A 12,699-nucleotide genomic window follows, 5' to 3' on the forward strand; every position below is an offset into this window, starting at 1 on the left:
CTCGCCATATGGTACCTCGAACAAGCAGGAGCGCGCCCCATGCCCATCGTCAAACGCAAGGTAGAGACAAACCCCGACGGCTATCGCGAGGTGTCTGTTGAATTCCGCGCCGCTCGGGCTGCCCAGCTAGAGGCCCGCGGCGTCCATTTGAGGACCGGGCGGATTCGCTGCCCAATGCTCGACGCCTCGCGCAGCGAGCTCACCTATGGTCACAAAGCGCTGCCAAGGACAGACAAGAAGGCGCTGGCCCGCTGGGCGAGGGCGTTGGGGCTGCCCCCAGTTGGGGTCAAGACGATCGCGTATTTGTCTGGGCCCTGGTACAAGGCTCTGTACAATCTGGTCCGCGGGGATTTCAACGACGACGCGGTCAACACGGGGTTGATCATTCGGCTCAAGCACGGCGTGAACACCGGCGTGCTGAGCACCGGGCAATTCGATCAGATCGCGCTGAACGAGTTTGTCTGGTCCATTCGGCCATCGCTCAAGGGCACGGTGATCAACAATGCGTTCTTGCATACGCCGGACGCCGCGCAGCTCTATGTTGACAGTGACGCGATGCCTGCGGTCATGGCTCACAACCTCATGAACGCGAACAAGCCACGACCCGGCACCGGGCGGGTGTTGAGCAAGTTCGAGATGGAGCAGCTACTGCTTGGGGTGTTGGGGCAGGAGGTCAAGCTCGACATGGCGCGGCCTCACAAGACGAGCCGGGCGCTGCTGGTCAGGGACATGCATGATTTCTATAAATATGGGGTGTTTCCGGTCCCCCGCGAAGAGGGGCTGCAGGCGGCTGGGCTAATCGACGTGCCAAGTGGGATCGAGACCCCGTAGAGCTCGGGCGCTTGCGACCGTCTACGGCCCAAGCACGATGGCTTGGCGCTTCGCTATCAACGCCGCGTGCGCCTGGTAGCGGGCCTCCAAGTCGGGCCGCTTGGCGATCTGGGCCAGCTCGAGCGCCCGCCCGATCGCCTCGGTCGCCGGCTCGAAGCGCCCGGCGGCGGCGAGGCTCGCCGCGAGGGCCTCGAGCACCTCGGGTGAGCGGAACCCCGTCGCGCGCCCGGCCGCTTCGGCCAGCGCGAGCGCCTGGGTGGGGTCTCGCGTGCTTGGATCGGCGTGGGTGGCCAAGAGCCACGCCAGCCCGCGCATCGCCTTGAACGAATTCATGTTGCAGTTCAGGGCGGTCCGATAGGCAGCGAGCGCTTCGTCGTATTGCTGGGCCGCCTCGCTCGCGCGGCCGAGGTTCTCCCAAAACAGCGCGCGCCCAGGCGACAGCTCGGCGGCGCGCCCGAACGCCGTGGCTGCGCGCGCTGGCTGATCGAGCTTCTCGTAGGCGACGCCGAGGTTGTTGTGAGCCTCGACGAGCTCGGGATCGGCAGCGACGGCGCGCTCGTACGATGCGACGGCGGCGGCGAACTGCTCGGCCAGCCGCTGATGATTCCCGCGGACCAGGTGCGCGCGCGCGTGCGTGGGCTCGAGCCGCAAGGCCGCGTCGAGCTCGAGCTCGGCGGCCTCGACTTGGTCGAGCGCCGCCAGCACGATCGCCAGCTCCACGCGGGTGCTCGCGTCGTCGCGCTGGGCCAGCGCAGCCTCGTAGTGCTCGCGGGCTTCGGTGTGGCGGCCGGCGTGCGACAGCATCGCGGCCAAGTTGGCGTGGAGCTCCGGGTCGTCGGGTTGCTTGGCGAGGGCCCGGGCGATCGTCTGGATCTGCACGCGCAGCCACGCCTGCCGCGACGCCTCATCGAGCACGCCGAGCTCGGCCGGATTGACCGGCTCGACCTCGAGGATCAGCTCCGCCATCTCATCTGTGGAGTTGGCCCCAAACACGACGCGCTGCGGCGGCGAGAACGGATTGCGCGGGTTCTGGGCCGAATTGTCGTAGCGGTGATCCATGGTGATCACGGTGCCCTTGGGCAGCGCGATCGGGTGCTGATAGCGGTATTGGTCCTGCCAGTTGAAGTCCCAGTCGTCGATCTTGACCAGCCACTGGCGGCTGCCGTCTGGCAGGGTCGCAAAGCCCTCGAGCTGCTTGCCAACGTAGTGCGCGTGGGGGTAGACGCTCAACACCCGAACATCCACGGGCAGCACGAATGTGTCGTTCACACGAAAGTCGCTGTCGCCGGGGTCAATGTCGATCGCGGTAGAGGACAGCACCATCGCCAGCGCCGGCTTGGTCGGCGGGCCCGGGGCGAAGTGCAGCCCAAGCTTGGGCTGGATCAGCTCCGGCTTTCCGGTTGGGCGCAGGTGGACCTGCACGACGATGTCGGTGCCGCCGGTCAGCTGCCACGATCGCTCGTCGCTGCCCGGATCCGCGGTCCGCCCGGGCGTCCAGCCGATGAAGTGACCGCCGGGCATGGTCGCGCCGCCAAACACCATGCCGTCGAAGCCGGGCTCGGGGTCGGCGGCGTCGAGGCGCTTCGCCTCGCCCTCGACGTCGAGGCGCATGACCGCGTGGTGGACGACCTTGGGTGATCCAGGGGCGAGCTCGACGGCCCGGACAAAGCGCGTTGGCCCCGGCGGAACGGGGATCACGAAGTTGCGATAGATGTCCTTGCCGGCGGCCGGGAGCTCGTAGGCGGCGTCCGCCTGCAGCTCGAGATCGGGCGCGCCAAGCTCCCAGCCGGCTGCGAAGCTGGGAAAGCTGGGCGTGCGCGACAGGTCACCGGGCAGCCGCCCCCCCGCGACCCAGTCGGCCAGCACCTGCTTGTCGGCGGCGCTCAGGTGCCGCTGGCCCACGAAGTTGCCGTAGCCCTCGCGCGGCAGCCACGGGGGCATGTAGCCGCTCGCGGTCACCTCTACGATCTGCTGGGCGTGGTCGCTGACGTCGTCGTAGCTGCGCAGCGTGAACGGACCCGCGCCGCCTTCGTGATGGCAGACCGAGCAGTTGTCATAGATGATCGGCGCGACGTCGGCCGCGAAGGTGGGCGGTCCGCTCGCGGCGGCGGCGGCGGCCTGCTCCTGTCCGGCGTCCCGATCGCGCTGTTCGGCGGTGCAGCCAACCACCGCCAGGGCCAGGGCGAACAAAGCTAGCGAGAGCGAGCGGGCTCCGGTCCTCGACTCGATCACTGCGCCGCACCCTCCCCGACGAGGCAGCGCGGAGACTGGTCACCTTCAAACGGCGGGAGCACGCCAAACCGAAGCCCGGAGGCGTGTTTTTTGTCGTGATAGACCCGATGCGTCGCCGCCACGAAGTCGGCCTCGCGGGCGGTATAGATGTTGTCGACCCACCCCTGCGGGTTGAGATCCACCAGCGGGAACCACGTGCTCTGGACCTGAACCATCACGCGGTGCCCCACCCCGAAGGTGTGAAGAACATCCTGCAGCGGCAGCGTGACCTCGGTTGGTTGATTTGGCTTGAACGGCTTGGGCACCGAAGGGTCCTCGCGGAACCGCCCGCGCATGACCTCGCTGCGCACCATCATTTGATAGCCGCCCATGCTCATGCCCGCGCGCAGGCCCTCGTGATCAGGGGCGTCATCGGGCAGTACGTCGATCAGCTTGACGATCCAGTCTGCGTCGCGCTGATCCGTAGAGACCCACAGCTGCGCGCTCAGTGGCCCGGCGATCGTCAGCGGCTGCGTCAGCGGCTGCGTCTGGTAGACCAACACGTCGCTGCGGCGGGCGGCGAAGCGCTGGTCGTCGCTCATGTATTCGCGGGTCATGCCCTTGGCGATCGCCGTCGTGAACGGGACCGGGTGGTCTGGATCGCTGATGAACGCGTCGAAGCTGCGCTGCCGCTCCACGGGGGCCTGCTCGCCCAGTGACCCATTTGGGCCAAACCACAGGGTCCGCGCCTGGGTGGTCGGGGGCCACTGCTCGAAGCTGCGCCAGCGGTTCTTGCCGGTCTCGAACATGAACGCCTCGGGCAGCGCCGCGCAGCCCTCGTACTCGGCCGCGACCGGGTGCCCGAGCGTGGTCGCAAAGAACCGGCGCTCGATCTCGGCCTGGTACACGGGCGAGGTCGCGGCCCCAAACGAGACGTCGCCCAGCTTCGAGCCGTCGGTTCGCGCCCAACCACCGTGCTGCCACGGGCCCATGACCAAGCTGTTGTGGGCGCTTGGGTCGGCGCGCTCGAGCGCCGCATAAACGTGCAGCGGCCCGTAGAGATCCTCGGCGTCAAACCACCCGCCCACGGTCATGACCGCGGGCCCGAGCGCGCTCACCCGCTCGAGGTGCGGCAACAAATTGCGGCTGGTCCAGAATTCGTCGTAGTTGGGGTGCTGCATGACCGCGTCCCAAAACGCGATCTCATTGTGAAAGTAGCGCTCGTTGGCGTTGCTGACCGGGCCCAGCCGCTTGAAGAACTCGAAGCCGTCGGGCGTGCCGTGGTCGAAGCGCTCGGGCCACTCTTGGGTGTGCCCGTCGCGGGCCCGGCCAAAGCTGGAGATGAAGTTGAACAAGTGCGGCAGCAAGAACGCGCCGTGATGATGAAAATCGTCGTACCACCAGTCCGCGATTGGAGCTTGGGGTGACACGGCGAGCAACGCCGGGTGGGCATCGATCACCCCAGCCGCCGCGTAAAAGCCCGGGTAGCTGATCCCCCACTGCCCGACCTTGCCGTTGTGCCCCTCCACGTTGTCGAGCAGCCACGCGATTGTGTCGTAGGTGTCGCTGCTCTCGTCGATGTGGGTTGGCCCGGTCTTCTCGTCGAGGTGCGGAGTCATGTTGACGAACTCGCCGTCGGACATGAACCGGCCGCGCACGTCCTGGTACACGAAGATGTAGCCGTCGCGCATCATCGCGGGCTGCGGGCCAAGCTTGTCGGGCAGCGCCTCGCCGTAGGGCCCGATCGAGTAGGGCGTGCGAAACAGCATGATCGGCAGCGCGGGCGCGTCGGCCCGCAGCGCCGGGCCGGGCGAGTAGATCGTGGTGAACAAGGTCGCCCCATCCCGCATCGGAATTCGGACCTCGCGCTTGGCGTAGTGCTTGGCGATCCACTTGGCCGTGTCCGCGCTCGGGTCGGGGGTCTCGGGCTCCACCGCCGAAGCCGTCGCCACCTCGGGCGCTTGCACACAGGGCACCGCGCTGGCCTGCGTGCGCTCACACCCAAGCCCCAACGCCAACAGCGGCACCAAGCCGAACAGAATCTCAGGAGCCCGGGTCGGACGATTCACCGCGACATGCTACCCGACCCCCCAACTCACACCCAACCCGCGACCGCGGTGGAACACCCACAAACGCCTGGCGTAGCGTGGCGAACATGTCCAAGCCCAAGCTGACCTACTTCGACTTCGCCGGCAGCCGCGGCGAAGAGGCCCGACTCGCCCTGCACCTCGCTGGCGTCGACTTCGAGGACAACCGCCTCGCAGGCAGCTGGCCCGAGCTGAAGCCAACCACGCCGTTTGGCTCGCTCCCGGTGCTCGAGATCGAGGGTCATCCCCCGCTCGCGCAGATCAACGCGATCTTGGTCTTGATCGGCCGCCAGCACGGCCTGCACCCTCGTGACAATTGGCAGGCCGCCCACCACGAAGCGCTGATGTGCGCCGTGGAGGAGCTGCGCGGGACCGTCAGCGCGGTCCTGAAGATCACCAACCCAGAGGCCAAGCTCGCCGCCCGCACCGAGCTTGCCCAGGGCTACCTGAAGCAATGGGGTGGGTACGTCGAGCGGCAGCTGGGCGACGGGCCCTTCGTCGGAGGAGCGGAGATTGGCGTCGCCGATCTAAAGCTGTACATGGCCGTCAAGTGGTTTACGTCGGGGGCGGTCGACCACGTGCCAAACACAGTGTTCGCCGACTACCCCAAGCTCAACGCCCTCGCCCGGGCGGTCGCCGAGCACCCAAAGGTCGTGCAGTGGTACGCAAAATGAGGGGCCGGGCGCTCGCATCCTGCTTGCTCTGAGCCTGGCAAGTGAGCGAGGCTGCGCTCCATGTCCCGCCACGTCATCCTGCCCTCGACCGCGCTCGCTTTACTTGCCTCACTCACCCTCGTCGCCTGCGACAAGGGTGGTTCCAAAACAACGGAGCCCACCGTCACCGCGCCCGAGCCCGAGCCCGAGCCCGAGCCCGAGCCGGTTGGACCGTCGAACACACCCACCCAAACGTGGACGCAAACCTGGGCGACCCCGAGCGGGCAGCCGACCGCTCTGATCGCAACGGTCGCGGACGCTCGCGTCTACGCCCTCGCCGGCGCGTACATTGACATCGGCACTCCGGGCACGCACTTGGTCGCCCTCGACGTGGACACGGGCAAGCTGCTGTGGACCTACAAGAACAAAGAGACGCTGAGCCTCACCGGCCTCAGCCCCGAGTTCGTCTCGCTCACCACCTCCAGCGGCAAGCCCGTCGTGATCGGCACCGCGGCCGGCAAGGTCAAGAAGGCCAACAAGGCCCAGGCCGAGGCGATCACCGCCCCCGCAACCAACGAAGCGGGCGACTGCACCGCCGAGGGAACGACGCTCACCTGCTCGAGCTGGAACGTGACCGAGGCCGGTGACGTCTCGCAAGTGCGCGTGGCCGACGAGGGTGTGTGCTACGCCGTCGCCGGAGCCCGCGAGATCCGGTGTCGCGCGACCGGCAACGGCGACCTCGTGTTCGTCGTCGCCGTCCCTGCCGTGGCTGACGCCAAGGAGCCCGAGGCCGCAAACTTCAGCTTCGAGCTCGTGGACGGCAGCCTGCTCGTCGCCAACTACGACGGCACGATCTTGGCGTTTGGCTCGGGCACCGACGACACCAGTGACGACGACGCCGCCGCCGCTGCTGACGAAGAAGAGTAGCCACGCGAGCCCCCTCCCAGGGGGCCACACATACGACCGCGAACAAACGGCCCCGAGGACGGCTACGGTCAGCGAAGCACCTGTACACCTCCGCCGAAGCCACGCGAGCCCCCTCCCAGGGGGCCACACATACGGATGCGAACAAACGGCCCCGAGGAGCGAAGCGACCAGACGCGTCAGCGGCTGCAGTCGGCGAAGTCGAAGGTCTCTGTGGGGGTCTAAAAAGGACCAGACGCGTCAGCGGCTGCAGTCGGCGAAGTCTAAGGTCTCTGTGGGGGTCACTAATAGCCCAAGAGGGCCAACTCGTGGGAGTAGGTCCCGCAGACATCCAGGTTCTCTTCGATCCACGCCGTAGCGGCGCCCGATGCTTGGGCCGCGTTGCCATCGAACACCACCCCGTCGTCGATCAACATCGCAAGCCGCTCGACCTCACCGCACATCGACGGCGTGGTCCCGCAGGCAGAAGAAAACGGCGCGATCGCCCAGGGATACTGGGTGACGCCATCAGCGAACAGCGTATCACTGTTGACGTAATAGAGCTCCATCCCGTTCGCGTCGACGCGCACGAACAAGCCCGCTGGCGAGTCCAGCACGGTCACGCTCGCGGCGAGGTTGGGGTTGCCGAGCAGGTCCTCGATTGGCGCGACCTTTGGCTGCACTTCGATGACCAGGCTCGCGAGGTTGCCCGTGCAGCTCTGGACGTTGAGCACGGCCTTGTTGCCCTGATCCACCCCGTTGAGCACACAGATTGAGGTTTCCGGGACCATCGGGGGCTCCGCGAGGTAGCTGGGCACTGCGCTGACCTGCACGGCGTCGTTGACCGGCCCGCACGAGTCGGCGTTTAAGCAATTGCCGAGCACGCAGGCCAACCCGGGATCACAGACCTCGAGCGGCGCGCACGGGCAGTCGAGCTGGCCTGGCTCGCAGTGGTCACCGTCCCCGTCGCCCTCTTGATCGCCGTCGCCATCGCCGTCGCCGTCCCCGTCGCCGTCGCCGTCGCCGTCGCCATCACCGCTGTCCGGGTCGCCGTCACCATCCCCATCCCCATCGCCGACGCTGGTCGCCGTCTCGGAGCCCGCGCTGTCGCTGCCCCCGTCGGCAAAATAGTTGGGGTTGGGCACGCGAACACAACCAACGCCGCCCAAGGCGACCATGACGCCCAAGCTGGACCACGCGCGCGCGTTCACGCCGACCCCTTCCCACACATGCCCCCGCACACAAGCGGCCCCGAGGACCGAAGCGGCCAGACGTGAAGCGGCTGCAGGCGGCGAAGCACGAAGGTCTGTGTGGGGATCATTTACTTTTTCACCAGCTTGAGGCCCGCGGGCTTTTGCATCTCGACCCGATACTGCGCGCCGGGCTCGATCGTGATCCGCCCCGCCCGCTGCCAGTCGTCGTCGCTCGACTGCCGCAGCTGGACGCCGTAGTTGCCCTCGGGCAGCTGGATCCGCGAGCGAGGCTCGAGCGTCAGGACCCGGCCGTGGACCCTGACGTAGACGAAGAAGAACTCGTTGGCGACGAACTCGATCGGCACCAGCTCGCGCTCGGCGTCCGACAAGGGATCACCGGTCTCGGCCGCGGCGCCGTCCTGGGTCCCGCCGGTCTCGCCCGACTCCCCAGTGTCGCCGAGATCATCGACGGCTGGGGTTGTTGGCGGGGCTTCGGGCGCGGCCGTGTCAGCCTTCGACGCGGCCGCGTTGGCGACCGGCTCAACCGGCGGCGCAGGCTCGGGGGCTGCGACCGAGTCCGCCGCGTCGGCGACCGGCGGCTGCGATCGGCTGCTGCGCTGGGGGCCCAGCAGCATGAACGCCGCCCCGATCCCCGCCGCCACCACGACACCGCCAAGCGCGAACGGCCAGCCCTTGCGACGCCGGCGACGAGGCGCCCGAATCGGGATCACGTGGCTGCCCGACAGGACCTCGTGGTCTTCTTCGGCGGTGAGCTCGGACCCGGTCGGCTCCGTCTGGGCCGAGGCGTTGGTGTCGAAGTGCGCGCCCGCGGTGGCCGGGAGCTCGCCACCAGCGGGATGCTCTTGCTCGGGGATGCCCGAGAACGATCCCTCGGGCACGCTCGAGACCATGCTGCCCTCGGGGATCTCGAACAGCGTCGCGGGCTCGACGAAGCGCAGCACCAGCGCGCTCAGATCACTGTTGGACTCGCGGTACTCGGGCCACCGCACCAGCATGCCCAGGGCCTTGCGCGCGGTCTGGATCCGGGTGTTTTCGTCGGCCTCGAGCAGACCGCAGCGGACCACGTCGATCGCGGCCGGCACCGCGCTTGGATCCCGCAAGGCCGGGACCTCGCCGTTCATGACCATTGCCAGCAGCTTGCCCTGATCGAGCTTGCCGCGGAACCGCCGGCCGTCGAGCAGCTCGTGCAAGATCGCCCCGACCGCGTACAGATCCACCGTTGGCTTGCGCGTCTGCTTGCGCAGCTGCTCGGGCGGCATGTACTGCAGCTTGCCCTTCACGAACGCGCCCTGGGTCTCCTCGCTGGCGAACCGGGCGATGCCAAAGTCCATCAGCTTGATCTGCCCGGTCGTGGTCACCATCACGTTTTGCGGTGACACGTCGCGGTGCACGATGGTCGAGCCGGCGTCGGTCCGGACCTGGTGCGCGTAGGACAGCGCGCGCAGCAGCTCGCCGATCACGAAGGCCGAGACCGTCAGCGGCAGCGCCAGGTGGTCACGCGCCAGCGCCCGCTGGAACTGCGACAAGGTCATGCCGGAGATCAACTCCATGACCATGTAGCAGTCCTGATCGTGGGCCATCGCATCGTAGACCTGCACGATGTTGGGATGGCTGAGCATCATCGACAGCCGCGCCTCGGCGAGGAACATCTCGCGGTACTCGTCGCGCTCGGCGAGGTGGGCGGCCAGCAGCTTGATCGCAAAAAAACGATCCTCGCCCGGGCTCGTGCCCTTGATCCGCGCCGACCAGACCTCGGCCATCCCGCCGGACCCGATCTTGCGAAGCAGCTGATATGGCCCGAGTTGGCGCACGATTGTCCGATTTCGCGTTCGCGACGACGCTCGTGGCTGCCACGAGGTCGCATGCGCATGTTGCCGTGCCGAGCCTGCCAAGATCAAGAATCTGTGCAGGCGTGCGGCTCCCGCACCGCAGCCGAACTCCACCAAACCCAACGCGGCCCGCCCGAAACAGTCCGCCTAGCTGAAAACACACCTGATATCTTGCGGCTGTGGCGTCCCCCGTACTCGCTTGCTCGCTCGCGGCCCTGAGCACCGTCACGAGCTTCTCTGTGCCGGCTCCCCAGCTCGCCGCTCCAATCGTCGAGTTTGCGGCCCCCGAGTCGGACGGCGACTACGAGGCAGCCCTGACCGCCGTCGACGAAGCCAACATCGCCGTCAACCGCGATCCCGAGTCCAGCTTGCCGATGCTCGAGGCGGCGCTCGAGCAGCTCGTTGGCTTTGGCCCGCAGATCGCGGCGGACCCCAAGGGCCGCGAAGCGCTGGACCTGTCGCAGCTCAACCTCGCGCGGGCGCTGCTGCTCGCCGACAACGAGGACCGCGCCGCGCGGGTCATGGACGCTGTGCTCTTGACAGCGCGCGACCGCAAGCTGCCGATCAAGCGGTTCGGGCCAACGCTCGTCGCGTTTCACGACGCCCGCCGCAAGCTGCTCGACGAGCGCGGGGCCGGCTCGATCCAGATCCAGTGTCGGCTGGCGTGTCGGATCGTGATTGACGAACAACCCGCGACCGCCAACTCCGGGCTGCTGTACCTCGGCCCCCACCGCGTGTGGGTCGAGGCCGCCGACGGCAGCGCGCCGGCCGAGCGCCACGAGATCGAGCTTGGCGAAGACGGCGTGTCCGAGGTGCTCTACTACCCAGAGATCGCGGACGACGACGAGTGCGAGATCGTGGCCCCGCCACCGGTCGCGGTCGAGCCCCCTCCCCCGCCACCGAAGCGCATCTTGCCGCGCTGGGCCGAGATCAGCGTGGCCGTGATCGGTGTCGGGGCCGTGGCCGCGGGCGGCGTGCTGTTGGGCCTCGACGGCAAGTGCCCGGGTGGCCAAGACCCCGTCGCCGACGCATCGGAGTGCCCCGATCTCTACGAGGGGACCGTCTCGGGCATCGCCGCCGTGGGGATCGGCTCGGCGCTGATCGTGCTGGGCGGGGTCACGCTGGCCGTTGACGAGGTCCGAGTTGGCAAGCAGACCGGGCGCCAGGCCGTGCTGGCTTGGCAGATGCGGTTCTGAGCCGTTCAGGGCAGCCACGCCAGCGGATCTTCGGGCCCCTCGTCGCTGCGCAGCGTGTGCCGCGTCTGCGAAGCGATCGCCGCGCGAGCGTCCTCTGCCAACGCGGGCGGCAGCCGCAGCTTGTGCCGCGCGCCCTCCAGCAGGATCCCGCCGGTCAACAAGTCACGACCCACGCGACGCACGTTGCGAAACGCGAGCCGATCGAGCCGGCCGCGGTGATCACAGACCAAAATTGAGCTGTCCGTCACGACCACGTCGCGCAGGCTGAGCCGCTCACGGATGCCCAACAACGCGGCCGGAGCCAGGGCGGGGACCAGCGGCTTCCACATGTCGGTCCACGGCTGATCCCACAGCTCCGGGGCCAGCATGGTCGCAAACCCGAGCACCAGCAGGCCGGCGATCAGCAACCACAGGATTGGCCGGCGATCGATCCTGGACTTGCGACCCCACCAGATCACGGGCTCGCCCACGCGCAGCTCGGTCGCGAGCTCGAACGGGACCGGCCCCGGCGAGAGCGGAGCGCCCGGGGCCAGTCGCCGAGGCTCGATCAGCGGGGCCTTGCGCGCGGAGGTGGGCTCGCTCGGCTCGCGATCTTCGGGGGCCGGCAGCAGCTGCAGCGGCGCGCGAGGTTGGTTCATGCGCCCCCCGATCCAGGGGTGAACCCGGGCAGCTCGTTCACGCGCACGCCTGCGCGGCGCAGCATCTGATCACACAAGACCAGCGCCGCCATGGCCTCGACCATTGGCACCGCCCGCGGCAACACGCAGGGATCGTGGCGGCCCTTGGCGGGGCTGAACGTGACTTCTTCCCCGGCGCGGGTGACCGTTTGCTGCGGCTTGAAGATTGTCGCGACTGGCTTGAACGCGACCGCCAGCCGGATCGCCTCGCCGTTGCTGATCCCACCCTGGATGCCGCCGCTGTGGTTGGTTCGGGTGCGCACCTGCTGATCGGCCGCCATGTAAAACGGGTCGTTGTGGGTCGAGCCGCGCATGCGTGTGGCCGCGAAGCCCTCGCCAATCTCGAACCCACGGCTGGCTGGCAGGCTCATCATCGCAGCCGCGAGCTCAGCGGTGAGCTTGGCGAACACCGGTTCGCCCCACCCTGGCGGGACGTTACGGATCACGCAGCGAACCACCCCGCCCAGCGTGTCGCCCTGCTTCTTGGCCTGGCGGATCGCGGCCTCGAACTGTGTGGCCGCGCCCGGGTCTGGACAGCGAACGACGCTGTGATCCACTTCGGCGCGGGTGACCGTGTCCTCGTTGACCGGCGGCGACTCGAGCTCGGCGACCTGCTTCACCCACGCGACGATCTGCACCCCGTGCACGGCCGCGAGTAGATCTTCGGCCAGGGCCCCGGCGGCCACGCGGGCCACGGTCTCGCGCGCAGACGAGCGACCGCCCCCCGCGACCGCCCGCAGCCCAAACCGAGCGTCGTAGGTGTAGTCCGCGTGCGAGGGCCGGTAGATCTGGCCGATGTCGGCGTAGTGCCCCGGTCGGTGATCCTTGTTGCGGACCAACATCGCGATGGGGGTGCCAAGCGTCAGCTGCGACTCTGGGTCGACCCCCGCGAGCAGCTCGATCGCGTCGGCTTCGTCGCGCGAGGTCGTGAGCGCGCTCTGTCCGGGCCGCCGCCGACCCAGCTGCGCTGCGATGCGCTCGCGGGGAAACCGATGCCCAGCCGGACACCCGTCGATCACGACCCCGAGCGCCCCGCCGTGAGACTCGCCGAAGGTGGTGACGCGAAAGCGCTCACCAAATGAGTTTCCGGGCATTGCG

The 12,699-nt window shown here is 68.2% G+C and carries 10 protein-coding genes; 4 read left to right on the forward strand and 6 right to left on the reverse strand.

All coding sequences use genetic code 11. The annotated features are described in order from the left end of the window. Positions 1-39 precede the first annotated feature (39 nt). Positions 40-831, forward strand: a complete 792-nt coding sequence (locus DB30_RS21680) for a hypothetical protein (RefSeq protein WP_146660017.1) — start codon at positions 40-42, stop codon at positions 829-831. Between the two features lie 21 nt (positions 832-852). Here the strand turns inward: DB30_RS21680 and DB30_RS21685 are convergent, their stop codons facing one another. Both DB30_RS21685 and DB30_RS21690 read right to left on the reverse strand, forming a co-directional pair. Continuing rightward, complete coding sequence (locus tag DB30_RS21685; protein WP_146660019.1) at positions 853-3,063, reverse strand: tetratricopeptide repeat protein; 2,211 nt, start codon at positions 3,061-3,063, stop codon at positions 853-855. After that, positions 3,060-5,111, reverse strand: coding sequence for a CocE/NonD family hydrolase (locus DB30_RS21690; RefSeq protein ID WP_240480298.1), 2,052 nt, complete (start codon positions 5,109-5,111; stop codon positions 3,060-3,062). The genes DB30_RS21685 and DB30_RS21690 overlap by 4 nt, the downstream gene beginning before the upstream one ends. 86 nt (positions 5,112-5,197) lie before the next feature. Here DB30_RS21690 and DB30_RS21695 point away from each other — a divergent pair, with 86 nt between their 5' ends. After that, complete coding sequence (locus tag DB30_RS21695; RefSeq protein ID WP_146660021.1) at positions 5,198-5,803, forward strand: glutathione S-transferase family protein; 606 nt, start codon at positions 5,198-5,200, stop codon at positions 5,801-5,803. Between the two features lie 60 nt (positions 5,804-5,863). Further along, a complete protein-coding gene (locus tag DB30_RS21700) occupies positions 5,864-6,709 on the forward strand; it encodes a PQQ-binding-like beta-propeller repeat protein (protein ID WP_052552016.1) in 846 nt (281 codons plus the stop codon). 281 nt (positions 6,710-6,990) lie between these two features. Here the strand turns inward: DB30_RS21700 and DB30_RS41570 are convergent, their stop codons facing one another. Beyond that, positions 6,991-7,896 carry a hypothetical protein gene (locus DB30_RS41570; RefSeq protein ID WP_146660023.1) on the reverse strand — a complete coding sequence of 302 codons (906 nt, stop codon included), beginning with the start codon at positions 7,894-7,896 and terminating at the stop codon, positions 6,991-6,993. 110 nt (positions 7,897-8,006) lie between these two features. Continuing rightward, positions 8,007-9,710: a serine/threonine-protein kinase gene (locus tag DB30_RS21715; protein ID WP_052552022.1), complete on the reverse strand. Its 1,704-nt coding sequence runs from the start codon at positions 9,708-9,710 to the stop codon at positions 8,007-8,009. A gap of 197 nt (positions 9,711-9,907) precedes the next feature. On the opposite strand from DB30_RS21715, the gene DB30_RS21720 reads away from it, so the two are divergent. Continuing rightward, on the forward strand, positions 9,908-10,924 hold the full coding sequence (locus DB30_RS21720) for a hypothetical protein (RefSeq protein ID WP_146660025.1): 1,017 nt from the start codon (positions 9,908-9,910) through the stop codon (positions 10,922-10,924). Between the two features lie 5 nt (positions 10,925-10,929). Here DB30_RS21720 and DB30_RS21725 read toward each other — a convergent pair whose 3' ends face one another. Both DB30_RS21725 and aroC read right to left on the reverse strand, forming a co-directional pair. After that, positions 10,930-11,562, reverse strand: coding sequence for a hypothetical protein (locus DB30_RS21725; RefSeq protein ID WP_052552029.1), 633 nt, complete (start codon positions 11,560-11,562; stop codon positions 10,930-10,932). Beyond that, a complete protein-coding gene (gene aroC, locus DB30_RS21730) occupies positions 11,559-12,695 on the reverse strand; it encodes a chorismate synthase (protein ID WP_052552032.1) in 1,137 nt (378 codons plus the stop codon). The genes DB30_RS21725 and aroC overlap by 4 nt, the downstream gene beginning before the upstream one ends. Positions 12,696-12,699 lie beyond the last annotated feature (4 nt).

The organism is Enhygromyxa salina (genome assembly GCF_000737335.2).
Taxonomy (GTDB): Bacteria; Myxococcota_A; Polyangia; order Nannocystales; family Nannocystaceae; genus Plesiocystis; species Plesiocystis salina_C.

What these genes read in the sequence shown, in the direction of transcription:
- DB30_RS21680 (WP_146660017.1), top strand. Translation starts at nt 40, where the DNA reads ATGCCCATCGTCAAACGCAAGGTAGAGACAAACCCCGACGGCTATCGC.
- DB30_RS21725 (WP_052552029.1), bottom strand. Translation starts at nt 11,562, where the DNA reads ATGAACCAACCTCGCGCGCCGCTGCAGCTGCTGCCGGCCCCCGAAGAT.
- DB30_RS21700 (WP_052552016.1), top strand. Translation starts at nt 5,864, where the DNA reads ATGTCCCGCCACGTCATCCTGCCCTCGACCGCGCTCGCTTTACTTGCC.
- aroC (WP_052552032.1), bottom strand. Translation starts at nt 12,695, where the DNA reads ATGCCCGGAAACTCATTTGGTGAGCGCTTTCGCGTCACCACCTTCGGC.
- DB30_RS21695 (WP_146660021.1), top strand. Translation starts at nt 5,198, where the DNA reads ATGTCCAAGCCCAAGCTGACCTACTTCGACTTCGCCGGCAGCCGCGGC.